Source organism: Sphingomonas sp. PP-F2F-A104-K0414 (assembly GCF_004340945.1).
GTDB lineage: Bacteria > Pseudomonadota > Alphaproteobacteria > Sphingomonadales > Sphingomonadaceae > Sphingomonas.
This window is the reverse complement of the sequence record NZ_SLYD01000001.1, coordinates 733977-758016: the sequence shown is the minus strand read 5'-3', so window position 1 is coordinate 758016 and position 24040 is coordinate 733977. Positions and strand designations below refer to the sequence as shown.

The window sequence follows — 24040 nt, the reverse complement described above, 5'->3', positions numbered from 1 at the left end:
ATGGACCAGCTAAATCTTTCCGAGGCCGAGTGGCGCAAGCGGCTCACGCCAGAACAATATCACGTGCTGCGCGAGGCGGGCACCGAGCGTGCGTTCGCAGGGGCGCTCAACGACAACAAGGCCGACGGCATCTACCGGTGCGCGGCGTGCAGCAACGAGCTGTTCGACAGTGCAGACAAATATGATTCCGGTTCGGGCTGGCCGAGCTTTACGCAGCCGATCGGCCCCGACGCCGTCACCGATCACGCCGATCGCAGCCACGGCATGACGCGCATCGAAACGCGGTGTGCACGTTGCGACAGCCATATGGGGCATGTTTTCCCCGATGGCCCGCCACCGACCGGCCAGCGCTATTGCATGAATTCGCTGTCGCTCGAATTCCGACCGCGCAAAGCGAACGCTGCGGCCTGATCGCGCTTGTAGGGCAGCAACGGAACGCGTAATTCTGCGGCCACATGGCCCGTACGCGTTCTGCTTCACCGTCCCGTCGGCCCCCGTCTCCCCCGGCGTCACGCTGGCGTCGGCGGTTGGTCGTCTTTCTTCAGGTTTGCATAGGGGTAGGCCTGCTCGCGCTCGGCGCGCTGGCGATCGCGGTGTATGTCGCGATGTCGCAGCTGCCGAGCTTCGACAGCCTGAAATCGTCGCCCAACGGCCAGATGATCCGCGTCCATGCCGCCGACGGCACCGTGATCGTCTCGATGGGGCCGAGTTTCGGCGAATGGCTGCCCTATTCGCAGATTCCGCAGGTGATGCGTGATGCGACCGTGTCGGTCGAGGATCGCCGCTTTCGCTCGCATATCGGCATCGATCCGGTCGGCGTCGCGCGGTCGGTGAAGGTGCGGTACGATCGCGGCCACTGGACGCAAGGCGGGTCGACGATCACGCAGCAGCTTGCGCGCACCGTTTTCCTCAACAATCAGAAGAAATTCGGACGAAAATTCCGCGAGGCGATCCTAGCATTCGCGCTCGAATGGAAGTTTAGCAAGGACCAGATCCTCGAACTGTATCTGAACAAGGTCTATTATGGCGGTGGTGCCTACGGGATCGACGCGGCATCGCGGAAGTTCTTCGGCCACGGTGCGGATCATCTGAGCCTTGCCGAGGCCGCGGTGATAGCAGGCCTCGTGAAGGCGCCGTCGAATTACTCGCCGACCGCCGATGCCGAAGCTGCGGTGGGCCGCGCGGGCGTGGTGCTGGAGACGATGCGCGAGACGGGCGCGATCACCGCCGAGCAGGCCGCCGATGCCGATGTCAGCGGGCTTAAGCTTGCGCCGGAGCCCAAGCAGAACAGCGTCCGCTACTTTACCGACTGGGCGCTGCCACAGCTCGATACGCTGATCGACGAGACGACCGAACCGCTCGAAGTCTGGACCACGCTCGACCTGACGATGCAGCGCCAGGCCGACGATGCGATCCGCGCGAATGCACCACCCGGAGCTCAAGGCGCTCTGGTCGCGCTCGATCGTGGCGGCGAAGTGCGCGCGATGGTCGGCGGCAAGGATTACGTTTCGTCGATCTACAACCGCGCGACGCAGGCGGTCCGCCAGCCGGGCTCGTCGTTCAAGCTGTTCGTCTACCTCGCCGCACTCGAGGCGGGCCACAAGCCGGAGGACTCGATCGTCGACGAACCCGTCACGATACAGGGCTGGAGCCCGCGCAACGATTCCCGCCGCAATTCCGGCGCGGTCAGCTTGCGCACCGCGTTCGCCTATTCGCTCAACACGGTGGCGGCGAAACTCGGCCAGGAGGTCGGATTCAACACGGTCGCCGACATGGCACGGCGCTTCGGGATCACCACGCCGGTCAACGTGCATCCGTCGATGGTGCTCGGCACCTCGGAGGTCCGCGTGATCGACATGACGCGCGCGTTCGCGTCCGTCGCCAACAAGGGCGTCGCGGTGACGCCGTACGGGATCACACGCGTAACGGCGAACGGCCAGACGATCTACACGCACGAGGTCGACCGCAGCCATGTGCTGGTCGCGCCCTATGTCGCCGCCGAGATGACCGACCTGTTGCAGACCGCGGTCAACACCGGCACCGGCCGCGCCGCGCAGATCGGTCGGCCGGTCGCGGGCAAGACCGGCACGACCACCGCGTCGAAGGATGGCTGGTTCCTGGGCTTCTCGAGCGGCATCACGACGGGCGTGTGGATGGGGCGTGACGATGCCAAGCCGATTGCCGGCCTGCACGGCGGCACCGCACCCGCCAAGGCCTGGGCGGCGTTCATGAAACCTGCGACCGCAAGCCGTCCGATCGAACAGTTCGATACGCAGGTGACGTTGCCCGAATGGCAGCTCGAACCAGACGAGCAGAGCTATTTCGGCCAGCCCGACAATGGCCAGATGGCAGTCGACGCAGACGGCAATCCGATCGAGCAGGACGCGGCGCCCGTCCCAACCGATGCGCAGACCGGCGATACGATCCCGCGCCCCGATGCGGACCAGCCCGAAACGCCGGCGGCGCCGCCGCAGCAGTTGAACCAGGACTGGATCGATCGAGTGACAGGACGCGATCGGCCGCGTCAGGAGCAACCGGCAGGACGCCAGCCGCTAATCCGCGACGTACCGCGCGATCAGGTCCAGACGCAGCGTTTCCAGAGCGAGCGCCCTCAGGAAGACCGTCCAAACCAGTGAAGCTCCGCGCCATGCGTGCGTAGCCAGACGCGCGCGGGCGTCGGGTCTTCGCCGTAGAGCTGCTCGACCAGCGCGTGGAAGACCGGGGCGTGGTTCATGTGGACGCGGTGTGCGACCTCGTGCGCGACGGTAGCGCGGCGGACCCAACTTGGCGCGAGGATCAGCCGCCAGCTGTAGCGGATGACGCCGCTCGACGCGCAACTGCCCCAGCGGCCCTTGGCATCGCCGACCGCGACCTGCGCGACGCTGACCTTCGCCTTGGCGGCATATTCGGCGGTTTCGGTTTCCAGCACGGCGAGTGCGGTGCGCTTGATCCAGGCTTCGACGCGGCGCGCGATTGTTTCGGGCGGACCCGACAGCGACAGGACCGCCCCCTCGCGAACGACGGTGCGGCGGCTTCCGGGAGTCCATTCGATCGTCAGCGGTTCGTCAGCGACGGTGAGGACCGCACCGGGCACGAACGGACGCGGTGAGGGGAGCAAGGCGCGCTGTTCGGCGATCCAGCCCGCCTTATCCTCCGCCCAGGCCAGTGCCTGCTTCAGCGCCGCGCGTTTGGGCAGGACGAGCTTTGCCCGGCCGCTCGCGGGATCGATCGACAGTCGCGCGCGGCGGGCTCGCGGGTGGCGGACGATCTCCAGGCCTTCGATCACCGTCTTAAAGCTCGCGATCGATCACGTGATATTCGAGCTCACCGGCCTCGTCCTCGCTGATCGTCCAGCCGCGGACCGATTGCATGGCGCGGTGGACGGCCTCGCGGTCGCCACAGACGAGGTAATGCCATTCGGGCAATTGCTCGCCGGCCGCGCGCAGGCGGTAGGCGCAGGTCGAGGGAAGCCAGTCGATCCCGCGGACGTTGCCGGTCGTCAGCCGCACACACTCGGGAACATAGGCGTGGCGGTGACGGTAATCCGAGCATTGTCCGCTGCGCCGGTCGAGCAGGCGGCACGAGACGTTGGTCGCGACAAGCTCGCCGGTATCCTCGTCCTCGAGCTTGTGGATGCAGCATTTGCCGCAACCGTCGCACAACGCTTCCCACTGGCCGCGATCGAGCTGGTCGATCGGCGTATCTTCCCAAAAGCGCGCGCTCATCGGGCCCAGCGCTTGATTTCCGTCACCACTGCGTCGGGCCCTTGTTCCTGCGGCAGCAAAGCGAGGGGCTTGCCGTCCGGGCTCATCAAATAGGCCTGGCGCGAATGGTTTACGAGGTAGCCGCCACCCGGCGATGGATCGCCCTTGCTCGAATACACAGCATACTCGGTCTTGATCTTGGCGATCTGGTCGTCGGTACCGGTCAAACCGACCATCCGCGGGTGAAACGCCGAGACGAACTGCTTGAGCACCGCAGGCGTATCGCGCGCCGGATCGACCGTCACGAACACCGGCACGATCTTCGCGGCGAGCGCGGGGTCGCTGGTTTCAAGCTTTTTCACCGCGGCGCCGATCGCCTGGACATCCGTCGGACACACATCGGGGCAGAAGGTGTAGCCGAAATACATGATCCGGTATTTGCCGGCAAAGCTACGCTCGGTGACGGTCTGCCCGTTCTGGTCCGTCAGCGTGAAAGCGCCACCGATCCGCGCGCCCTCGAGCGGCGGTTTGGCAGGGGGAGCGGACGCGTTGCACGCAGATAGCGCCAAGATCGGCAGGGCGAGCGCGGAGAGGATGAAACGGGTGTTCATGATGCCTCCAGCCTTGATCTGTTCGCTACTGCGGCGCAAGCGTTGCCCCATATCCAGGACGAACCAAGGAAGTTTCTCGATGCGCATTCGCCTGATCCTCGCTGCTACCCTTCTGACGCCTGCGCTCACCTGCGTTGCGGTGCCCGCGTCCGCGCAGGGTCAGTCGGAGGGGTACAAGTTCCTGTCCGCCGTGCGCGACGCGAAGAACAACGAGGTGCTGGAGATGCTCGGCAAGCCCGGTAGCAACATCATCAACACGCGCGACGTGACGAGCGGCGAGGGTGCGCTCCACATCGTCATCAAGCGCGGCGACGAGGTGTATCTGCGTTTCCTGCTGCAAAAGGGCGCAGACGCGAACCTGCGCGACGGCAAGGGCAACACCCCGCTGCTGCTTGCAGTAACGCTTGGGCAGACGGGTATGATCCCGATCCTGACCGCGGCAGGGGCGAACCCGAACCTCGCCAACTCGGCGGGCGAGACACCGCTGATCCGCGCGGTGCAGCGCCGCGATGTCGGGATGATCCGGACGTTGCTGACCGAGGGAGCGGATCCCGATCAGGCGGATATCATGGCCGGCATGTCGGCGCGGGACTATGCCAAGCAGGATGGGCGTAACCCGATCGTTACTAAGATCCTCGCGGATGCGCCGAAGAAGGTGAAGAAGGCGGTGTCGGGGCCGAAGTTCTAACTTCTGATCCTCCCCTGGCAGGGGAGGTGGCTGGCTCTTGCCAGACGGAGGGGTGTTACGCTCTCGATGGCGCGCTACCCCTTCGTCAGCCCTGCGAGCTGCCCCCTCATAGGGGAGGATTGGGCCTAGAACGCCAACCCGTCCGCGTCCGGGTCCATCTGCGCGATCAATCGTCGCGCCGCACGTCGGGCAAACGCCAGCGTTCCGCGCTTACGAATATGCGCGGGGAGGGGGGCGGTATGCGCCTCGCGGACGATCGCCGCGTCATAGCGATCCGCAACGATGATCCCGGTCCGCTCGGGCAGAAAGGCGGATCCATGCAGCGGCCCGACATCGAACCCCGCCGGGACAGCCCAGAAATACCGGTCACAATGGCCGAGATAATCGGGCCACTTGCCGTCGCCGAGCAGGTCGGCGCGCGACACCTTGATCTCGACGATGACGATCTGCCCGCGTGCATCGACTGCCATCAGGTCGGCACGACGGCCGCCGTCGAGCGGGACTTCGGTCATCGCGGTCAGGTCGTGACGCAGTAACATCCGGATCACGCCGCGCGCCACGTCGGCAGCGCAAAGCGGCGATCCCGGTTCGTCGATGCAGGAGTCCGGCGGCATATCGAGCATGCCCCGGAAATAGAACAATCCGCGAACGAGGCAAGCTCATTCACGGATTGTGGTCGTGTTCTGGCGATTGTCGGCCCTCCCCCTTACCCGTTCGTGCTGAGCGAAGTCGAAGCACCTTCGCGTGGGGCACACCCTTCGACTTCGCTCAGGGCGAACGGGATTAGAGTGAGGGGGCAGACTGACTTGAGAGACCGTTAGGTCTCAGCGATAGAAGACGTGGTTGCCGATCGAGGCGACCTTGATCGCGCGAACCGATGGGCGGCGATCGGGCGTGTTGAAGTACAGCGCCTTGTCGGCAGGGCTGTTCCACGCGCTGGCAAGCGCGACCTTGGCGACCGCGATCGCGGTGCGATAGGCGGCGCCGGCGTTGATATTGGGGATCTGGCCGCCGCGAACGAAGCTGAACTGGCCGCGCTGCTTGACGACGCCGCAGACGTTGGTCGGGAAACGACCCGACTTGGCGCGGTTGATGATGACTTCGGCGACCGCGAGCTGACCAGTCAGCGGCTCGCCCTTCGACTCGAAATAGATTGCGCCGGCAAGGCACTGGAGCGCTTCGTCGGCGGCGGCGCTATCCTGCGCGGCAACGGCCTGGGCGAGCGTGTCGAATTCTTCTTCCTCGGAAGCAGCGACCGGCTCGACTGCTGCAACGGTGGCTGCGGCGGGAGCGATCTGCGGAACATTCTGCGGGGAGAGGGCGTTTAGATTTGCGAGAGCGGTAAGATTGACCGTGGAACGATCGAGACCAGTCGCCTGACCGGGTGCGCTGTTGCCGAGCAGGCCGGCGAGAGAGAATGTCATGGCTGCGATGGTCGCGGCCCGCTGCAAAATCGTCATTCAAACTTATTCAGGTGCGGTTGGACCGTGGAAGCAATCGTACGAGCCGATCGTCCAGGCATCCCCCCGACTGCGTAACCGATCCGGATCGCACCCGTCCCAGCACAACGCCAATCAATGTTGCAATTCCCCTCTATTGGGGGGGCTTTCGAGTCAATCGTCGAGGATCGTTTCAGCGGCGAACCGTTCCGCCGCTGCGATGTCCACCTCCACAACCCACAAATCGGGGTCGCAAGCACGCCTGCGCCGCCAATAGCCGTCGAGGTCTTCGGGCGGGGTCGAATCGATCAGCGCAGTCCGTCCATCGGGCCCGATTCCGCGCTCCAGCAGGCGGGGAGGGGCCCCTTTGTCGACCGCAATGACGAGGATCGCGCCGCCCTGCGCATCGCCTTTTGCCATCACCGCGCCGAAGCCGCCGGCGTCGTTGACCCGGCGAAGAAGCGCGCTGACGAGCACACCGCTGGGCAGCCGACCGCTCATGCCGGCGCGCGATACCCAGGGAGGCCGGCGAGTGCGATCCGCGAGCGCATGAACGTACCCGTACCGCGCGCCGCCTCTTCGCCTTCCGCATCGATCAGCCGGGCGTCGGCGACGAACACACGTCGCTTGCCGCTGATCCAGCGTCCCTCGGCAATCACCGGCCCGACCTTCAGCGGGCGGGTGAGCAGCAGGTTGAACGCGGTCGTCAGCAGGAAACGATCGGTAACGAGGCTGTTCGAGGCGTAGAATGCGGCGTCGTCGAGCATTTTGAAATAGCTCGTTCCATGCGCCGCGCCGCCCGCGTGATAATGGCGTTTGTCGATCGTGAAGTGGATCCGCGCGACGCCAGCTTCGGGAATCTCCAGCGACGATTCAAAGAACCGGTTGATCGGCGCCTGCGCATACAGCGATTCCAACGCGCGGAAATGCGCGTCCGCGCCTGCAGTGTTGGGAGTGTCAGACATCTGCGTCGCTCGCGAACAGCAAACTACCGTCATCCTGACGAAAGTCAGGACCGAGAGCCACGAAGCGCATCGATCGGTTACTCTGGGTCCTGACTTTCGTCAGGATGAGGGGGCAGGGCTCATGCGGCATCGCGGACCTCGTCGGCGGTAAACAGCGCATAGAGCGCGTCTGGTGAGCCTGCACCGCGCAGCTTCTCCAAGAACGCCTTGTCGCGCAGCCGCCGCGAAACACGCGCGAGCGCCTTCAGATGCACCGCGCCCGCATCGGTGGGGGACAGCAGCATGAAAACGAGGTCAACCGGCAGGTCGTCGACCGCCTGGAAATCGACCGCCTGCGCCAACCGCACGAACACGCCGGTAACCTGCGCCAGCCCGTCGAGTTTGGCATGCGGGATCGCTACGCCACCACCGAACCCGGTCGAGCCGAGTTTCTCGCGCGCGGTCAGTCGCTCGGCGATCATCTTTGGGTCGGCATCGATCATTTCGGCGGCGATGGCTGCGATATGTTGGAATACCGCTTTCTTGTTGGTGGCGATCACGCCCGTCTGCACTGCGTCGGGACGCAGCATATCGCTGAAATCGGTCATGGTCTTCATGTGTCTCGAGACGCCCCCGCGCGCGTCCGCCTTAGCGGGTTGCGCGGGGGCGTAAAGGCGTGGCTGAGAGACCCGCGCCTTTATGGACCCTTCTTTACTGGGGAGGGGAGGCCGCGCCGGTCGACGCGGCCCGCTGTGGCTCGACCCAACCGATTGTGCCGTCGCCGCGCTTGTAGACCATGTTGTGCGCGCCGGTACCCGCATTCTTGAACAGCAATGCGGCGGTGTTGCGCAGATCGAGCATCATCACCGCGTCGGACACGCTGGCCTCGGGAATGTCGACGCGCGTTTCGGCGATGATCAGCGGTGCATCCGCGACATCGTCCTCCTCGACGCTCTCCTGGAACAGCGTGTAGCCGGCGTTATCATAGCCGTTGCTCTCGGCCATCGCGACGGCCTCGCCGGCATGGCGATCCTTCAGGCGGCGCATGTAGCGGCGGAGCTGGGTTTCGATCTTGGCCGCGGCACCATCGAAGGCGGCGCGGGCGTCATATGCGTCGCCATGCCCTTTGAGCACGAGGCCCTTCATCACGTGCGCGACGATATCGCATTTAAAGCCGGCATCGTGCGGTCCCTTGCCGAACGTGACTTCGGCCGAGATGGCGCGTGAAAAATACTTGTCGGCGATACCCTGGAGTCGGTCTTCCACGTGGCTGTTGAGTGCTTCGCCCGTGTCAACCTGGTGACCAGAAATCCGGATATCCATTATCGTCTCCTTGTCGGCGTTACAGTCTCGAGCGGTCCTGTTGGCTCCACCCTGCCAGCGTCATCCGGACGCCACGGCCCCCCAAATCGGATCCTTGATCCCCTTCATAAACGCCGCATGGGCCGCAAGGTCTCCCTCGCTCACCGCGAAAACACGCGGCGGACGAACGACCCGAGGCGCCTGTGCGACGATCGGAGTCGACGCCGTGCTGCCGGTATCGCCGAGCAGGCCGAGCCCGATCTGGCGACCTCCCATCAACTCGACATACACCTGCGCGAGCAACTGAGCGTCGAGCAGCGCGCCGTGCAGGACGCGGTGGCTGCGATCGATTCCGAACCGCGAGCAGAGTGCGTCGAGCGAATGCTTGGCGCCGGGATGACGGCTGCGCGCGATCTGCAGCGTGTCGACCATCCGCTTCATATGGATGATCTGGCGCCCGCACTTGGTCAATTCGCCGTTGAGGAACGAGAAGTCGAAGCCGGCATTGTGCGCGATCATAGGCGCATCGCCGACGAATTCGAGCAGGTCCTCGACCGCGTCGGCGAACTTGGGCTTGTCGGAGAGGAACTGCGCGCTCAGCCCGTGGACGTTGAACGCCTCGACCGGCATGTCGCGTTCGGGCTGGTAATAGGCGTGGAAGGTGCGGCCGGTCTCGACCCGGTTGAGCATCTCGACGCAGCCGATTTCGACCATGCGGTCGCCGCCGGAAAAACTGAGGCCGGTGGTTTCGGTATCGAAGACGATCTCACGCATCCCGATGGTATCGGCTCAGATTTCCAAGGATGCAAGCACCGCCCGGACTTGCGCGCGTGTCGCGTCGAAGCTGGTGTCGGTGTTGATGACGTGATCGGCGCGGGCACGTTTTTCGGCGTCGGGGGTCTGGCGGGCGAGGATCGCGGCGAACTTGTCCGCGGTCATGCCGGGGCGGGCGAGGACGCGGGCGCGCTGGACGTCGGGGGCGGCGGAGACGACGACGATCATATCGACGTTGCGGTCGCCACCGGTCTCGAAGAGGAGAGGGAAGTCGAAGACGACGTGTTTGCCCGCGTGCTTAGCCAGGAAAGCGCCGCGCTCCTCGCCGACGGCAGGGTGGACGATCGCCTCAAGTCGCTTGATCGCGGCGTCGTCGCCGAACACCGCTGCGCCGAGTTTCGCGCGATTGATCGCGCCGTTCACGGTCGAGCCGGGGAAGGCGGCCTCGATTGCGGGGACCAGCCGGCCACCGACGCCCTGCAACCGATGCACGGTTGCATCCGCGTCGAACACGGGCATGCCTTCGTCCGCGAACATCGCGGCGACGGTGGACTTGCCCATGCCGATCGAGCCGGTCAGTCCGATGATCATTTGATCAACAGAGCCCGAAGATCCTCGTCTCGATCCCGCGGTGGTTCCACGTGGAACAATATCTCGAACGCGACCGCCGCTTGGCCGATCAGCATCTCCAACCCGTCGACCGTTTCCAGATCGCGCGCACGCGCCGCCTTGAGCAGACCTGTTGCGAGCGGGGAGTAGACGATGTCGTAGACCAGCGAGTCCGGATCGAGTGCGCCGAGATCGATGTCGAGCGGCGGCTGACCCGCCATGCCGAGCACGCTGGCATTCACCAGCAACCGCGAGGGCGGGGCGGCAGGACCGATCGGCAGTGCCTGCCCCTTGAGCCCGAAAGCCGACAGCAACGCCGCACCCTTCAGAGGATTGCGGTTGAGGATCGTCACCGGGCCAACACCCATCCGCGACAGCGCGAACAGGATCGCGCGGGCGGCACCACCTGCGCCGATCACCGTGACGGGCTGGCCGGCGATGTCGAGGTCGTCGATCGGTGCCCAGAATCCGGCGGCGTCGGTATTGGTGCCGATGCAGTCGCCAGCCTGGTTGCGGAACACGGTGTTGATCGCGCCGATCGTCCCGCGGACGTTGCCGGGGTCGGAGACGTGGTCGAGTGCGGCGAGCTTGTGCGGCATCGTGATGTTGCACCCACGCCAGGCGGGGTCGGCTTTGCGTTCGGCGAAATAGGCGGGGAGGGCGTCCGGGGTGACGAGCTTGTGGCGGTACTCCGCATCGATCCCGAGCGCGTCTAGCCAGAAGCCGTGGATCAGCGGTGATTTCGACTGTGCGATCGGATCGCCGATCACTTCTGCATAGGGACGGGTCATTCGAAGCTCCGTGTTTCCCCGCGGAGGCGGGGATCCAGTCTGGGCACCCGCCTTCGCGGGTGAACAAGGTTTAGTCTAGCGCGGGCGGATTGCCATGCGCGACGGTGCATTCAATCCTCCCCCGCAAGGGGGAGGTGTCGCCGAAGGTGACGGAGGGGGAGGATACGGAACATCGGTTGTTCCTTACCTCCCCCTCCGTCTGGCAAGAGCCAGACACCTCCCCCTGGCGGGGGAGGATTGAAAGCGTCGGGTTACGCCGGCAGCTCGCCTCGCACGCGGAGGAAGTCGAGGACGTTGAGCAGCGGCATGCCAAGTACCGTGAACTGGCTTCCTTCGATCCTGGAGAACAGTTGCGCGCCGGGGCCTTCGATGCGGTAGCAGCCGACGCAGCCCGCGATCGCGGGCCATTCCGCATCGAGGTACGTTTCGATGAACGCGTCGGACAGCGGGCGGACGTGCATCTTGGCGCGCTCGACGTGGCGCCAGATCGCCTGGCCGTTCTCGGCGATGACCGCGGCGCTCCAGAGATCGTGGCGCTTGCCGGACATCAGTTGCAGATGCACCGCCGCATCGGCGCGGTCGACCGGCTTGTCGAGGATGGTGCCGTCTTCCAGTGCGACCAGCGAGTCGCTTCCGAGGACGAGATAGCCGGGCATTCTCGCGGAAACCTTCAGCGCCTTCAGTTCGGCTAGCGCATCAGCCAGATCGCGCGGCGACAGGTCGCTCAGCGCCGCCTTCGCCGCATCCTCATCGACGCCGGCGAAAGTCGCCTCGAACGGCACGCCGGCGGCGGTCAGCATCGCGCGGCGCGAGGCGCTTTGAGACGCGAGGATCAGGCTCATGATTCGACCTTCGGAGCGGCGTCGGCGCGGCGCTGATTGCACAAGGCGATGATCGCCGCCGCGGTTTCCTCGATCGAGCGGCGCGTGACGTCGATCACCGGCCAGCCATTGTCGGCGAACATCCGGCGCGCGAAGGCGAGTTCGCGCATCACCGCTTCTTCCTCGACATACGACGTGTCGGGCTGCTGGTTGAGCGACAGCAGGCGGTTGCGGCGGACCTGGATCAGCCGATCCGCGCTGGTCGTGAGGCCGACGATCAGCGGGTTGGCGAGCTTGTAGAGGTTCAGCGGTGGTGGGCTTTCCACGACGATCGGGATGTTCGCGGTCTTGTAGCCGCGGTTGGCGAGGTAGATCGAGGTCGGCGTCTTCGACGACCGCGATACGCCCGCCAGGACGATATCGGCCTCTTCCCATTCTTCCGAGGCGATCCCATCGTCGTGTGCGATCGTCCACTGGATCGCGTCGACGCGCGCGAAATAGGCCGCATCTAGGACGTGCTGCCGGCCAGGTCGCGCCTTTGCCTGCTGCCCGAGCAACCCCGATAGCGCGTCGTTCACGGGGTCGAGCGGGGCCACGGCGGGCAGCCCTAGCGCCAGGCACCTCTGCTCGAGAATCCGCCGCGTTGCGGGGTTCACCAGCGTGAACACGACCAGCCCCGGGTTCTGCGCGATCTCCTGGAGGATCCGCTCGAGATGCGCCTCGGTTCGCACCATCGGCCAGAAATGGCGGACCGTCTCGACGTCGTCATATTGCGCCAGCGCCGCCTTCGCGATGTTCTCCAGCGTCTCGCCGGTCGAGTCCGACAACAAATGAAGGTGGAGCCGCATCATCGGCGTTTTATCCCCAGCGGGCGGACCTGTGGGCGTGAATCTGTGGATAACATGGGGAGAACGGCTAGCGTAACTCGTCCGCCTCGCCAAGCGACGGGTTCGCCGTGGATAACACCGATTCTATCCACATCGCCGCGCACAGGGCCAGATTTTATCCACAGGCTGTGGGTAACGGGGAGCCTTGAATCGAATCAGCGCGTTTGTGGCGGTGCGCGAGGGTCAAGCTGTTGGCAATTCCGGGAGCACCGCATAAGTCCCGGGTTCAACCGCCCAACCACTGCAACAACCTGTTTCTTGAATCTTCTTATAGTAGAAGAAGGGTGCTCCGCTGACCGATCCGACCCCCAACTCGCCTCCCATCAAGCCTCTCCTGGCGACCCTTCGCGGAGAGCGTCAGGCCGTGCCGCCGCTGTGGCTCATGCGGCAGGCGGGGCGGTATCTCCCCGAATACCGCGAACTCCGCGCGGAGAAGGGCGGGTTCCTCGCGCTCGCGACGGATCCCGACGCCGCAGCCGAAGTCACGCTCCAGCCGATCCGACGGTTCGGGTTCGACGGATCGATCCTGTTCTCGGACATCCTGATGATCCCGTGGGCGCTCGGGCAGGATCTGAGCTTCGGGGTCGGCGAGGGGCCTCGGCTCGAGCCGGCGCTGGTCGACCATGCGCTCGATCGGTTGCAGCCGGTGATGGGGCGGCTGGAGCCGGTCTATGGCACCGTCGCGAAGGTCGCGGCTGCCTTGCCACCCGAGACGACGTTCCTGGGCTTCGCAGGGTCTCCCTGGACGGTCGCGACGTATATGGTGGCGGGGAAGGGGAGCAAGGATCAGTCGGAGACCCGGCGTTTCGCGTATCGTGATCCCAAGGCGTTCGGTGCGATCATCGATGCGATCGCGGACAACACCGTCGAGTATCTCGCGCGACAGATTGAGGCGGGCGTCGACGTGGTGCAGCTGTTCGACAGCTGGTCGGGATCGCTATCGCCTGCGCAGTTCGAGCGCTGGGTGATCGCGCCGACCGCGTCGATCGTCCATCGGCTCCACGCGCGTTGCCCAGGTGTGCCGATCATCGGCTTTCCGAAGGGGGCAGGGGGCAAGTTGCCGGCCTATGCGCGCGAGACGGGCGTCGATGCGATCGGGCTGGACGAGACGGTCGATCCGGTCTGGGCACATGCGTCGCTGCCTGCGGACATGCCGGTGCAGGGCAATCTAGATCCGCTGGCGTTGATCGCGGGCGGGGCGGATCTCGATGCGGCGATCGACCGGATCCTCGCGGCGTTCGTCGAGCGTCCGCACGTCTTCAACCTCGGCCATGGCATCCTGCCCGACACGCCGATCGCGCATGTCGAGCAGTTGATCGCCCGCGTAAGGAGCACGACATGAGCGGTTTTCTCGGCGCTGCATACGACTGGGTGAAGGCGGCGCATCTGATCTTCGTGATTTTCTGGATGGCGGGGCTGTTCATGCTGCCGCGCTACCTCGTGTATCATCAGGAGGCGCTGGCGGCGGGCAACACGACCGAGGCGGCGAACTGGGTCGAGCGCGAGAGCAAGATCCGCCACATCATCCTGACGCCGGCGATGATCGTCGTCTGGGTGCTGGGGATCGCGCTGGCGCTGAACCTGGGGCTGGCGGACGGCGCGCCGGGGCTGGGGTGGCTGCATTTGAAGCTTGCGCTGGTGTTCCTGCTGACGGGCTATCACGGCTGGGCGGTCGGCTATGCGAAGAAGCTCGCCGCGGGGAAGCCGACGCTGGCGGGGAAGCACTTGCGGATGCTCAACGAGGTGCCTGCGCTGGCGGTGACGCTGATTGTGGTGCTGGTGATCGTTAAGCCGTTCTGACCGCGTGTTCTCCTGCGAACGCAGGAGCCCAGGATCACGAATGCCACCGCTTGTAACCCTGGGCTCCTGCGTTCGCAGGAGAACGGTAAGAGCGCCACGCACTCCCGCTTGACTAACCCGCCCCCCAATTCTAACTCCTTCTCCCAACACGGCCTCCTGGCGTCCTGCCCGGTCGTGGGTTCCAGTAGACTCGTCTCGCCCAGTTCCGCTTCCCAAGCGCACCGCCGATCGAGCGTTCTCCCGTTGATTGCTATCCGGAAATCCCCATGCATCTCAAAGACCTGAAAAAGAAGAAGCCTGCCGAGCTGGTCCAGCTGGCCGAGGAACTGGGAGTCGAGAGCGCCTCGACGCTGCGCAAGCAGGACCTGCTGTTCGCGATCCTGAAGGTCCAGGCGGACAATGGCGACCAGATCATGGGGCTCGGCACGATCGAAGTGCTGCCAGACGGCTTCGGTTTCCTGCGCTCGCCGGAATCGAACTATCTCGCCGGTCCCGACGACATCTACATTTCGCCGAACCAGGTGCGGAAGTTCGGCCTGCGCACCGGTGATACGGTCGAGGGCGAGATCCGCGGGCCGAAGGATGGCGAACGCTATTTCTCGCTGGTGAAGCTCACCGCGGTCAATTTCGACGACCCCGACGTCGTCCGCCACCGCGTCAATTTCGACAACCTCACGCCGCTCTACCCCGAGAGCAAGCTGACGCTCGATCCTGCCGACCCGACCGTCAAGGACAAGTCGGCGCGCGTGATCGACATCGTCAGCCCGCAGGGCAAGGGCCAGCGCACGCTGATCGTCGCGCCGCCGCGCGTCGGCAAGACGGTCATGCTGCAGAACATGGCCAAGGCGATCACCGACAACCACCCCGAGGTGTTCCTGATCGTCCTGCTGATCGACGAGCGCCCCGAGGAAGTCACCGACATGCAGCGCAGCGTGAAGGGCGAGGTGGTCAGCTCGACCTTCGACGAACCCGCGCAGCGCCACGTGCAAGTCGCTGAAATGGTGATCGAAAAGGCCAAGCGCCTGGTCGAGCACAAGAAGGACGTGGTGATCCTGCTCGACTCGATCACGCGTCTGGGTCGTGCCTACAACACCGTCGTGCCGTCGTCGGGCAAGGTCCTGACCGGTGGTGTCGACGCGAACGCGCTGCAGCGTCCGAAGCGCTTCTTCGGTGCCGCGCGCAACATCGAGGAGGGCGGTTCGCTCTCGATCATCGCGACCGCGCTGATCGATACCGGCAGCCGCATGGACGAGGTGATCTTCGAGGAGTTCAAGGGCACCGGCAACTCGGAAATCGTGCTCGATCGCAAGGTTGCGGACAAGCGCATCTTCCCGGCGCTGGACGTCGGCAAGTCGGGTACCCGCAAGGAAGAGCTGCTGGTCGACAAGGCCAAGCTCAGCAAGATGTGGGTCCTGCGCCGCATCCTGATGCAGATGGGCACGATCGACGCGATGGAGTTCCTGCTCGACAAGATGAAGGATTCGAAGACCAACGAGAATTTCTTCGACAGTATGAATCAATAACCGAGTGCGGCCTGCGCCAAGCTGGCGCAGGACTCGCACCGGTTCGGCCGGCGGGGCGTAAGCTCCGACCGACGACATGGGCTTTGCCCATGTCCGGCCAAGCAGACCAAAGCGGCACGCGAGAGCATGGCTTTCGCGTGCCGCTTTGCTATTAATCACTATGAAAACCGCCACTCCGCCCGCGGCGTGGCCCGTCACCGGGAGCTGACATCTTGAGTATCATCGCCATGCTGGCCACCGCCGCATCGGGAGTAGCCGGACCCGGCTCGCCGCTGGAGATCTGGCAGCACATCGTCGCCGACTTCTCCAACCTGGGCGACCCGAAGGCGCTCGCCGCGTTCGGATCGGTCCTGATGATCGATCTCGTCCTCGCGGGCGACAACGCGATCGTCGTCGGCGCACTCGCCGCCGGGTTGCCCACCGACCAGCGCAAGAAGGTTATCCTGATCGGCATCGGTGCGGCGCTGGTGCTGCGCATCTTCTTCGCGTTGATCGTGACGTGGCTGATGGGGATCGTCGGGCTGATCTTTGCGGGCGGCCTGTTGCTGCTCTGGGTAAGCTGGAAGTTCTGGCGTGAAATTCGCGAGGGCGCGCAGAACGCGGGCTCCGAGGAAATCGAGGGCGATGAGCGCTCGGGCATTCGGTCATCGAAGGGCTTTGCGAGCGCGGCCTGGGCCGTCGCTGTCGCCGACGTCTCGATGAGCCTCGACAACGTCCTGGCGGTCGCGGGCGCGGCGCGCGAGCATCCCGGCATCCTGGTCATCGGCCTGCTGCTGTCGGTCGCGATGATGGGCCTCGCCGCGAACTACATCGCGCGCGTGATCAACAAGTATCGCTGGATCGCGTATATCGGCCTCGCAGTGATCCTCGTGGTCGCGCTGAAGATGATCTACGAGGGCTGGGTCGGCACCGGCGAGACGCTCGGGATCATTTCGCTGCTGCGCTGATCGCGGGGGCAGTTGGGATAAGAAGGAGGCCTCGCCGGAACCGTCCGGCGAGGCCTTTTTCATGTCTGTCGTCGGCGCCCGTCACCCCGGAACACGGGTGACGGGGAGGGCGTGGTTAGCCCAGATTCTCCGCGAAGAACTTCGCCGTCCGCTCGTCCGCCAGCTTGGCCGACGCATCCGAGCGGCGCTCGCCGAACTCGGTCGCGAAGCCGTGGTCCTCGCCTGCGTAATCGTAGATCATCACCTTAGGGTGATCGTCGAGCCCCGCGTGCATTGCCGCCTGTGCGGCCTTGTCGACGAAGTGATCCTCCTCCGGCACATGCAACAGCACCGGGTGTGCGATCGCGTGCTTTTCGCCGAGCAGGCCGTCGATCCCGACGCCGTAATAGCCGACGCTCGCATCGACGTCGGTGCGTGCCGCGGTCATGAACGCCAGCCGCCCGCCGAGGCAGTAACCGACCACGCCGACCTTCGCCCCGTCGCCCAGTTCGCTCCTGACCGCGCGGATGCTCGCCTCGATATCCGCGATGCCCTTGTCCTGGTCGAACTGGCCCATGAGTTCGAGCGCGCGATCGAACTCGGGCTTGATGTCGGGATCGAGCTCGATGCCACGCTCGAGCCGCCAGAACAGGTCGGGCGCAATCGCCAGATAGCCGGCCTCGGCGAGCGTATCGCACTTGCGGCGTATCCCCGCGTTCACGCCAAAGATCTCCTGGATCACGATGATCGCGGCTTTGGGCGTGCCTGCGGGGACGGCGCGATAGGCGTGGAAGTCTGCATCGCCCTCGAGCGTGGAAATTGTAGTGGTGTTCGTCATAGCAATCCTCCTTGCGGCCGCTCGTGATCGAGCAGCTTGGATTTGGTGATGGGCCCGTTGCCCGCGGAATACGCACCAAGCGCCCCGCCGGCTCCAAGGATTCGGTGGCAGGGGACGACGATCGGAAACGGATTGCGCGCGCATGCTTGGCCAATCGCGCGCGGGCTAGACTGGATCGCCTTGGCGAGTGCGCCGTAGCTCGCGGTCGAGCCGTAGGCGATGTTGACGATGCCCTGACGTAGCACCGCGCCGCGTTCGGTAGGGGCGGGGGCAAGCGGTAGATCGAAGACCGTCAGTCGTCCTGCGAAATACGATTCGAGTTGCTTGAGCGCTTCCAGGATCGCCGGCGCATCGCTCGACGTGGCACCGCCGGTTGCCAGAATCTCGATCGCGTCGATCCGGTCCGCGGAGCCGGTCACGCGGACCAGCCCGATAGGCGTTGCGATCGAGGCTGCATCGCGCGCATACATTGCCACGCTATGCAGCGCGCGGATGGGCGGCTCAAGCGCCATCTGGGACGCGGTACATGAAGATGAACATCGAGATCGAATGCACGCCCGAAGAGGCGCGTCGCGCGGTCGGGCTGCCCGACCTGACGCCGATTCACGACCGCTATATCGCGATGATGATGGAGGCGATCCCGGACGGCCAGATGAAGCCGGAGATGCTCGAATCGATGATGCGTGGCTGGCAGCCGATGGGCGAGGCGGGGATGGCGATGTGGAAGCGACTGTTCGACAGCGCGACGAAAAGCGGCTGAGTTTCACGTGAAGACGATTTTCGCGGTATCGAGCGGACGGCCGCCAGCGGCGATCGCCGTTGTTCGGGTGAGCGGGCCTGAGGCGTTTGCCGCGGCCGAGGCGCTCGCGGGACCGTTGCCGGCGCCGCGCCATGCCAGCCTTCGGGGACTGCGGGACAACGATGGGGCGTTGCTCGATCGCGCGCTGGTGATCGTGTTTCCGGGGCCGGCGACGGCGACTGGCGAAGACCTGGTCGAGTTTCATTGCCACGGTGGTCGCGCGGTGATCGCCGCGGTCGAGCGTGTATTGTCGGTAATGCCCGGCCTACGTCATGCCGAACCCGGTGAGTTCACCCGCCGTGCGTTGACCAATGGCCGCATCGACCTGACCGAGGCGGAGGGCCTCGCCGATCTTCTCGAAGCGGAGACGGAAAGCCAGCGGGTAGCGGCGATGACCGCGGCGGAGGGTCGCGTGAGCCAGGCCGTCCGCGGCTGGATGGACTCGGTCGCGATGCTGTCCGCGCGGGTCGAGGCTATGCTGGACTTTGCCGACGAGGACGACGTCGCGAGCGATACTGCCGCGTTCGACGCGATCGTCTCGGAGATCGATACGCTCGCCGCGCAGATCGAGGCGGTGGTCGACGCCCCTCCGGTCGAGCGGCTCAAGGACGGCCTGCGCGTTGTCATCGGCGGTCCTCCCAACAGCGGCAAGTCGACGTTGCTCAACCTGCTCGGCGAGCGCGATGCGGCGATCGTCTCGCCAATCTCGGGAACGACACGCGACCGGATCGACGTGCCGGTGACGCGGAACGGTGTCGCCTATGTGCTGACCGACACCGCGGGTTTGATCGATACGCTGGACCCGATCGAAGCGATCGGCGTCACGCGTGCTGAGGGTGCGCTCGCCGCGGCGGACATCGTTATGTGGCTGGCCGATACCGCGCCGCCCCGCGGGGATGCGATCTGGATTCATGCGCGCGCCGATCTGCCGGGGCGGGGAGAGTTGCCGTCTGGTCGGACAGTGGCGGTCTCGCAAAACGACCGAGAATCGCTCGATGCCCTTTGGGATGAACTGCATCGGCGCGCGATTGCGATGCTGCCCCGCGGCGATGAGGTCGCATTGAAACAGCACCAGCGCCGGCAGTGTGCTGCGGCGGTTGAGGCTCTTCGGTATCGAAGTTCGGACGCGCTTATCGTCGCGGAACACCTTCGACAGGCTCGCGCGATTCTGGCTGGTGTACTTGGGCTCGACGCGACGGGGGAGATGCTGGACGCGCTGTTCGGACGTTTTTGCATCGGGAAGTGATGTTCCACGTGGAACATCTTTGACGCATCGGTCGCGGCGTTCTACGGCCGTGACATGTTCGATGTAGTGGTGGTTGGCGGTGGCCATGCCGGAACCGAAGCCGCAGCCGCGGCGGCGCGGAGGGGCGCGCGTTCCGCGCTCGTGTCGTTCGACGCTGCGCATATTGGCGCGATGTCGTGTAATCCGGCGATCGGCGGCTTGGGCAAAGGGCACATGGTTCGCGAGGTCGACGCGTTCGACGGGCTGATCGGACGGGCGGCCGATGCTGCCGCGATCCATTATCGGATGCTCAATCGCAGCAAGGGTTCGGCGGTGCAGGGGCCTCGGATCCAGGCCGATCGGCGCCTCTACTCGGGTGCCATCCAGGCGATGCTTGCGGCCACCGAGGGGCTCTCGGTCGTCGAGGGCGAGGCGACAGCGTTTCATTTCGACGGTGATCGCGTGGCTGGTGTCGTGCTGGCGGATGGCGCGATCGTGGCGGCACGAGCGGTCGTACTGGCGACCGGTACGTTCCTGGGGGGCCGTATCTTCCGGGGTGACGATCGCGAGGAAGGGGGCCGGATCGGCGAGCGTGCCGCCAAGCCACTCGCCGACCAATTGCGCGCGCGGGACCTGCCGATGGCGCGACTGAAGACAGGTACACCACCTCGGCTCGATGGGCGCACGATCGACTGGGGCGCGCTTGCCGAGCAGCCGTCGGACCTTGATCACTGGGCGATGTCGCCGATGACTCGGGGCCGTCCGCTGCCGCAGATCGCGTGCGCCATCACGCGCACAACCGATAGGACGCATGCGATTATTCGCGAGGCGTTCCATCGGTCGCCGCTGTTTACCGGCGCGATCGAGGCGGCGGGGCCGCGTTACTGTCCGTCGATCGAGGACAAGGTACATCGGTTCGGCGACCGCGACGGGCACCAGGTTTTCCTCGAACCCGAGGGGCTCGACGATGCGACCGTCTATCCGAATGGGCTGTCGACCTCGCTGCCGGTCGAGGTTCAGGCGGCTATGCTGGCCAGTATTCCGGGGCTCGAGCGCGTCAAGATGACGATGCCGGGTTATGCGGTCGAGTATGATTATATCGATCCGCGTGCGCTCGATACGCGGTTGGCGCTGGGTGCGATCGAGGGCGTGTTTTGCGCGGGGCAGATCAACGGCACGACGGGGTACGAGGAAGCGGCGGGGCAGGGTCTGGTCGCAGGACTCAACGCGGCGGCGTATGCGTGCGATCTGGCGCCGGTAATCCTCGATCGTGCGTCGAGCTATCTTGGGGTGATGATCGACGACCTGACGCTGCAAGGGGTGACCGAGCCGTATCGGATGCTCACCGCGCGGGCGGAGTTCAGGTTGTCGTTGCGCGCGGATAATGCCGAGACGCGGCTGGGAGGGATTGCGGCGGCCGCGGGGTGTCTTGGACCCGAGCGGCTGGCGCATCAGCATGCACTAGCCGAGGATCGTGCTCGCTTCCGCTCGGCACTCGATTGTGAGCGGACGGCGACCGAGGTTGCCGATCAGGGCGTTGCGATCGGCCGGGATGGTGCGCGGCGGACTGCGTTCGACTGGCTGCGGTTTGAGGGCGTGACGCTCTCGCATGTCGCACCGAATGCGGCGGTCGGCATCCCGGCGGCAGTCGTTGACGAAGTGTTAGAGGACGCGCGCTACGCTCCGTATATCGAGCGGCAGGCGCAGGAGGTCGCGCGGTTGCGGGCCGACGAGGCGATCCGGTTGCCGGAGGACCTTGCCTATGATCGCGTGCCGGGTCTGTCGAACGAGATGATCGATCGCCTGAGCGCGGCGCGGCCGACGTCGCTGGCGGCGGCGGCGCGGGTGCGGGGAATTACCCCGGCGGCTCTGTCGGCTGTTCTATTGCATACGAAACGAGTGTCAGCATGACCGAAGACGACGCACAGAGCTGGACCACCGAGCGGTTCGGGGCAGAGGCGACCGAGCGCTTGAACGCGTTCGTGGCGATGGTCGTCGAGGAAGCGCCGCACCAGAATCTGATCGCACCGTCGACGATCCCAACGATCTGGGACCGACATGTGGTAGACTCGCTTCAGTTGGTTGCGCTTGCAGGGGCGGATACGTCGGCGAAGCGCTGGCTTGATATCGGCACTGGCGGGGGGTTTCCCGGCATGGTCGTCGCGCTCGTACGCGAGGGGCCGGTCGATCTGGTCGAGCCCCGTCGGCGTCGCGCGGACTTCCTCCAGTTGTGTGTCGCTCGGCTTGGGCTCGGCGAGCAGGTCCGCGTCCATGCGTCGAAAGTCGAGAATGCGACCGCGGACGCATCGATCATTTCCGCTCGTGCGGTTGCGTCGTTGCAAAACCTTTTGCGTGGCGCGGCGCACTGCGCCACAACGGAGACGCGGTGGTTGCTTCCTCGGGGGCGTTTCGACGAGGAGGAGCTGGCCGCGCTCAAGCAGCATTGGCGGTTTATGTTCCACGTGGAACAAAGCGTCACGAACCCGGAGTCGTCGATCGTGGTTCTGGATCGGGTAAGCGCGCGATGATCACCATCGCGGTCGCCAATCAAAAGGGCGGGGTGGGCAAGACCACCAGCGCCATCAACCTCGCGACCGCGCTCGCGGCGACGGGGATGCGCGTGCTGCTGGTCGATCTCGATCCGCAGGGCAACGCGTCGACCGGGCTGGGCATCGGCCATTCGCAGCGCGAGCGGTCGAGCTACGACGTGCTGGTCGGCGAGACATCGATCGAGGAAGCGGTGGTGCATACGCGCGTCCCGCGGCTTGATATAGTCCCGGCGACGGTCGACCTGTCGGGCGCGGAGATCGAGCTGGTCGACTTCGATGCACGTACGCACAGGCTCGATCGCGCGGTAAAGGCGGCGCAGGGGCCGTGGGATATCGCGCTGATCGATTGCCCGCCGTCGCTGGGGCTGCTGACGATCAATGCGATGGTCGCGGCGGACTCGCTGCTGGTGCCGCTGCAATGTGAGTTTTTCGCGCTTGAGGGGTTGTCGCAGTTGTTGAGCACGGTCGAGCGCATCCGCCAGCGGTTCAATCCGGGTCTGTCGATCCTCGGCGTAGCGCTGACAATGTTCGATCGCCGGAACCGGTTGACCGACCAGGTCTCGGCGGACGTTCGCGCTGTGCTGGGCAAGGTCGTGTTCGAGACGGTGATCCCGCGCAACGTGCGGCTCTCGGAGGCGCCGAGCCACGGGTTGCCAGCCTTGATCTACGATCATCGCTGCTCGGGGTCGCAGGCGTATATTGCGCTGGCGCGTGAGCTGATCGGGCGGCTTCCGGCAACTGCGCAGGTTGCGGCATGAGCGACGGTAACAAACGCGGCCGGCCGGGGTTGGGCAGGGGCCTCAACGCGTTACTCGGCGAGATGGCGCGCGAGACGCCAGTGTCGGCCGATGGTGCGGCGCAGCAATCGTCGGGTGTGCGGATGCTGCCGGTCAGTTCGCTGTCGCCGCATCCCGATCAGCCGCGGCGGCATTTCGATGAGGCGATGCTCGACGAGTTGGCCGCGTCGATCGCGTCGCGCGGGCTGATCCAGCCGATCGTGGTGCGGCCGCACGGTCATGACTACCAGATCGTCGCGGGTGAGCGGCGCTGGCGGGCAGCGCAGCGTGCGCGGCTGCACGAGGTGCCGGTTGTCGTTCGCGACTTCGACGATGCCGAGACGCTCGAGATCGCGCTAATCGAGAACATCCAGCGGGAAGACCTCAACGCGATTGAAGAGGCGCAGGCCTATCAGCGGCTGGCGGGCGAGTATGGCCACACGCAGGAGGTGCTCGCCAAGATCGTCCACAAGTCGCGTAGTCATGTCGCAAACCTGCTGCGGCTGCTGGAACTGCCGGCGCAGGTGCAGTCGCAGGTGGTCGATGGATCGTTGTCGATGGGGCATGCTCGGGCATTGCTGGGGTCGCCGGATGTGGAGTCGCTCGCGGACCAGGTCGTGTCGCGGGGGCTGTCGGTACGCGAGACCGAGAAGCTGGCGCGGGATGCGAAGCCTGGGCGGAACCGTGGCGGCGGTGGTGGTTCGTCCGAGCCTCGGGTGCCGGATGCGGATATTGCGGCGTTGGAGCGGCAGTTGGCTGATTTGCTCGGGTTGCAGGTGAAGGTGGCGCATTCCGAGACTGGGGGGACGTTGACGTTGAGTTACTCGACGTTGGACCAGCTGGATATGGTTTGTCAGCGGCTTACGGGCGGGGCGATCTAATCACGCGCTCCGTTCGTGCTGAGCGAAGTCGAAGCACCTGCGTACCGGACCATCCTTCGACTTCGCTCAGGACGAACGGGGATAGGAAGGTGTGAAGGATGGAGGGTGGACCACAATCTCTGTAATTCCGGCGGAAGCCGGGACCCACGGTTG

Annotated in this window: 29 protein-coding genes; 13 read left to right on the top strand and 16 right to left on the bottom strand. The window is 65.3% G+C overall.

Going from position 1 to position 24040, the window contains the following annotated elements; genetic code table 11:
• Complete coding sequence (gene msrB, locus C8J46_RS03320) at positions 1-411, top strand: peptide-methionine (R)-S-oxide reductase MsrB (protein ID WP_056419196.1); 411 nt, start codon at positions 1-3, stop codon at positions 409-411.
• 194 nt (positions 412-605) lie between these two features.
• A complete protein-coding gene (locus C8J46_RS03315) occupies positions 606-2636 on the top strand; it encodes a PBP1A family penicillin-binding protein (protein ID WP_243643210.1) in 2031 nt (676 codons plus the stop codon).
• On the opposite strand, the gene C8J46_RS03310 is transcribed toward C8J46_RS03315, so the two are convergent.
• From C8J46_RS03310 to C8J46_RS03300, 3 genes are read right to left on the bottom strand one after another with little or no spacing between them, the layout of a single operon-like run.
• Positions 2612-3286: a SprT family zinc-dependent metalloprotease gene (locus tag C8J46_RS03310; protein ID WP_132734961.1), complete on the bottom strand. Its 675-nt coding sequence runs from the start codon at positions 3284-3286 to the stop codon at positions 2612-2614. The two genes, C8J46_RS03315 and C8J46_RS03310, sit on opposite strands and share 25 nt — an antisense overlap.
• A gap of 4 nt (positions 3287-3290) precedes the next feature.
• Complete coding sequence (locus C8J46_RS03305) at positions 3291-3725, bottom strand: YcgN family cysteine cluster protein (RefSeq protein ID WP_132734959.1); 435 nt, start codon at positions 3723-3725, stop codon at positions 3291-3293.
• Positions 3722-4315 (bottom strand): SCO family protein, encoded by a 594-nt coding sequence (locus tag C8J46_RS03300; RefSeq protein ID WP_132734957.1) that lies wholly within the window; start codon positions 4313-4315, stop codon positions 3722-3724. The genes C8J46_RS03305 and C8J46_RS03300 overlap by 4 nt, the downstream gene beginning before the upstream one ends.
• Positions 4316-4394: 79 nt before the next feature.
• On the opposite strand from C8J46_RS03300, the gene C8J46_RS03295 reads away from it, so the two are divergent.
• The gene (locus C8J46_RS03295; protein ID WP_132734955.1) at positions 4395-5003 is read left to right on the top strand and encodes an ankyrin repeat domain-containing protein; all 609 of its coding nucleotides are present in this window, start codon (positions 4395-4397) and stop codon (positions 5001-5003) included.
• Positions 5004-5128: 125 nt separating this feature from the next.
• Here C8J46_RS03295 and C8J46_RS03290 read toward each other — a convergent pair whose 3' ends face one another.
• From C8J46_RS03290 to C8J46_RS03240, 11 genes are all read right to left on the bottom strand, one after another.
• Entirely contained in the window at positions 5129-5626 is a 498-nt protein-coding gene (locus C8J46_RS03290) for an MmcB family DNA repair protein (protein ID WP_132734953.1), read from the bottom strand.
• 201 nt (positions 5627-5827) lie between these two features.
• Positions 5828-6427: a cell wall hydrolase gene (locus C8J46_RS03285; protein WP_243643193.1), complete on the bottom strand. Its 600-nt coding sequence runs from the start codon at positions 6425-6427 to the stop codon at positions 5828-5830.
• A gap of 189 nt (positions 6428-6616) precedes the next feature.
• Entirely contained in the window at positions 6617-6943 is a 327-nt protein-coding gene (locus tag C8J46_RS03280; protein WP_132734949.1) for a DUF1491 family protein, read from the bottom strand.
• A complete protein-coding gene (locus tag C8J46_RS03275) occupies positions 6940-7407 on the bottom strand; it encodes a PaaI family thioesterase (protein WP_132734947.1) in 468 nt (155 codons plus the stop codon). Before C8J46_RS03275 ends, C8J46_RS03280 begins: the two co-directional genes overlap by 4 nt.
• Before the next feature lie 119 nt (positions 7408-7526).
• Positions 7527-7994, bottom strand: a complete 468-nt coding sequence (locus C8J46_RS03270) for a PTS sugar transporter subunit IIA (RefSeq protein WP_132735360.1) — start codon at positions 7992-7994, stop codon at positions 7527-7529.
• A 103-nt stretch (positions 7995-8097) separates the two neighbouring features.
• A complete protein-coding gene (gene raiA / locus C8J46_RS03265) occupies positions 8098-8709 on the bottom strand; it encodes a ribosome-associated translation inhibitor RaiA (RefSeq protein ID WP_132734945.1) in 612 nt (203 codons plus the stop codon).
• A 60-nt stretch (positions 8710-8769) separates the two neighbouring features.
• Positions 8770-9462 carry a DNA polymerase III subunit epsilon gene (gene dnaQ / locus C8J46_RS03260; RefSeq protein WP_132734943.1) on the bottom strand — a complete coding sequence of 231 codons (693 nt, stop codon included), beginning with the start codon at positions 9460-9462 and terminating at the stop codon, positions 8770-8772.
• A gap of 15 nt (positions 9463-9477) precedes the next feature.
• Positions 9478-10053: a dephospho-CoA kinase gene (gene coaE / locus C8J46_RS03255; RefSeq protein ID WP_132734941.1), complete on the bottom strand. Its 576-nt coding sequence runs from the start codon at positions 10051-10053 to the stop codon at positions 9478-9480.
• A complete protein-coding gene (locus C8J46_RS03250) occupies positions 10050-10862 on the bottom strand; it encodes a shikimate dehydrogenase (RefSeq protein ID WP_132734939.1) in 813 nt (270 codons plus the stop codon). Before C8J46_RS03250 ends, coaE begins: the two co-directional genes overlap by 4 nt.
• A 251-nt stretch (positions 10863-11113) precedes the next feature.
• Entirely contained in the window at positions 11114-11704 is a 591-nt protein-coding gene (locus C8J46_RS03245) for a nucleoside triphosphate pyrophosphatase (RefSeq protein ID WP_132734937.1), read from the bottom strand.
• Entirely contained in the window at positions 11701-12534 is an 834-nt protein-coding gene (locus tag C8J46_RS03240; protein ID WP_093398203.1) for a pyruvate, water dikinase regulatory protein, read from the bottom strand. The genes C8J46_RS03245 and C8J46_RS03240 overlap by 4 nt, the downstream gene beginning before the upstream one ends.
• A 358-nt stretch (positions 12535-12892) precedes the next feature.
• Here C8J46_RS03240 and hemE point away from each other — a divergent pair, with 358 nt between their 5' ends.
• The 4 genes from hemE to C8J46_RS03220 all read left to right on the top strand — a co-directional run bounded on the left by hemE (position 12893) and on the right by C8J46_RS03220 (position 16840).
• Positions 12893-13912 carry a uroporphyrinogen decarboxylase gene (gene hemE, locus C8J46_RS03235; protein ID WP_207894104.1) on the top strand — a complete coding sequence of 340 codons (1020 nt, stop codon included), beginning with the start codon at positions 12893-12895 and terminating at the stop codon, positions 13910-13912.
• Entirely contained in the window at positions 13909-14370 is a 462-nt protein-coding gene (locus tag C8J46_RS03230) for a CopD family protein (protein WP_132734933.1), read from the top strand. Before hemE ends, C8J46_RS03230 begins: the two co-directional genes overlap by 4 nt.
• 266 nt (positions 14371-14636) lie before the next feature.
• Complete coding sequence (rho, locus tag C8J46_RS03225) at positions 14637-15893, top strand: transcription termination factor Rho (RefSeq protein ID WP_031395107.1); 1257 nt, start codon at positions 14637-14639, stop codon at positions 15891-15893.
• A gap of 227 nt (positions 15894-16120) precedes the next feature.
• Positions 16121-16840 carry a TerC family protein gene (locus C8J46_RS03220; protein ID WP_207894103.1) on the top strand — a complete coding sequence of 240 codons (720 nt, stop codon included), beginning with the start codon at positions 16121-16123 and terminating at the stop codon, positions 16838-16840.
• Positions 16841-16955: 115 nt separating this feature from the next.
• Here the strand turns inward: C8J46_RS03220 and C8J46_RS03215 are convergent, their stop codons facing one another.
• Positions 16956-17657: a dienelactone hydrolase family protein gene (locus C8J46_RS03215; protein ID WP_132734931.1), complete on the bottom strand. Its 702-nt coding sequence runs from the start codon at positions 17655-17657 to the stop codon at positions 16956-16958.
• A complete protein-coding gene (locus C8J46_RS03210) occupies positions 17654-18127 on the bottom strand; it encodes a methylated-DNA--[protein]-cysteine S-methyltransferase (RefSeq protein ID WP_132735356.1) in 474 nt (157 codons plus the stop codon). The genes C8J46_RS03215 and C8J46_RS03210 overlap by 4 nt, the downstream gene beginning before the upstream one ends.
• A gap of 56 nt (positions 18128-18183) precedes the next feature.
• Between C8J46_RS03210 and C8J46_RS03205 the strand changes: the two genes are divergently transcribed.
• Genes C8J46_RS03205 through C8J46_RS03180 form a run of 6 tightly spaced genes read left to right on the top strand, consistent with a single transcriptional unit; the run spans position 18184 to position 23887 of the window.
• On the top strand, positions 18184-18417 hold the full coding sequence (locus C8J46_RS03205; RefSeq protein ID WP_056053820.1) for a DUF6489 family protein: 234 nt from the start codon (positions 18184-18186) through the stop codon (positions 18415-18417).
• 7 nt (positions 18418-18424) lie between these two features.
• Complete coding sequence (gene mnmE / locus C8J46_RS03200) at positions 18425-19702, top strand: tRNA uridine-5-carboxymethylaminomethyl(34) synthesis GTPase MnmE (RefSeq protein ID WP_132734929.1); 1278 nt, start codon at positions 18425-18427, stop codon at positions 19700-19702.
• A 54-nt stretch (positions 19703-19756) separates the two neighbouring features.
• The gene (gene mnmG / locus C8J46_RS03195; protein ID WP_132734927.1) at positions 19757-21592 is read left to right on the top strand and encodes a tRNA uridine-5-carboxymethylaminomethyl(34) synthesis enzyme MnmG; all 1836 of its coding nucleotides are present in this window, start codon (positions 19757-19759) and stop codon (positions 21590-21592) included.
• Complete coding sequence (gene rsmG / locus C8J46_RS03190) at positions 21589-22209, top strand: 16S rRNA (guanine(527)-N(7))-methyltransferase RsmG (RefSeq protein ID WP_132734925.1); 621 nt, start codon at positions 21589-21591, stop codon at positions 22207-22209. Before mnmG ends, rsmG begins: the two co-directional genes overlap by 4 nt.
• Positions 22206-22988: an AAA family ATPase gene (locus C8J46_RS03185; RefSeq protein ID WP_056487592.1), complete on the top strand. Its 783-nt coding sequence runs from the start codon at positions 22206-22208 to the stop codon at positions 22986-22988. The genes rsmG and C8J46_RS03185 overlap by 4 nt, the downstream gene beginning before the upstream one ends.
• A complete protein-coding gene (locus C8J46_RS03180; RefSeq protein ID WP_132734923.1) occupies positions 22985-23887 on the top strand; it encodes a ParB/RepB/Spo0J family partition protein in 903 nt (300 codons plus the stop codon). The genes C8J46_RS03185 and C8J46_RS03180 overlap by 4 nt, the downstream gene beginning before the upstream one ends.
• Positions 23888-24040 lie beyond the last annotated feature (153 nt).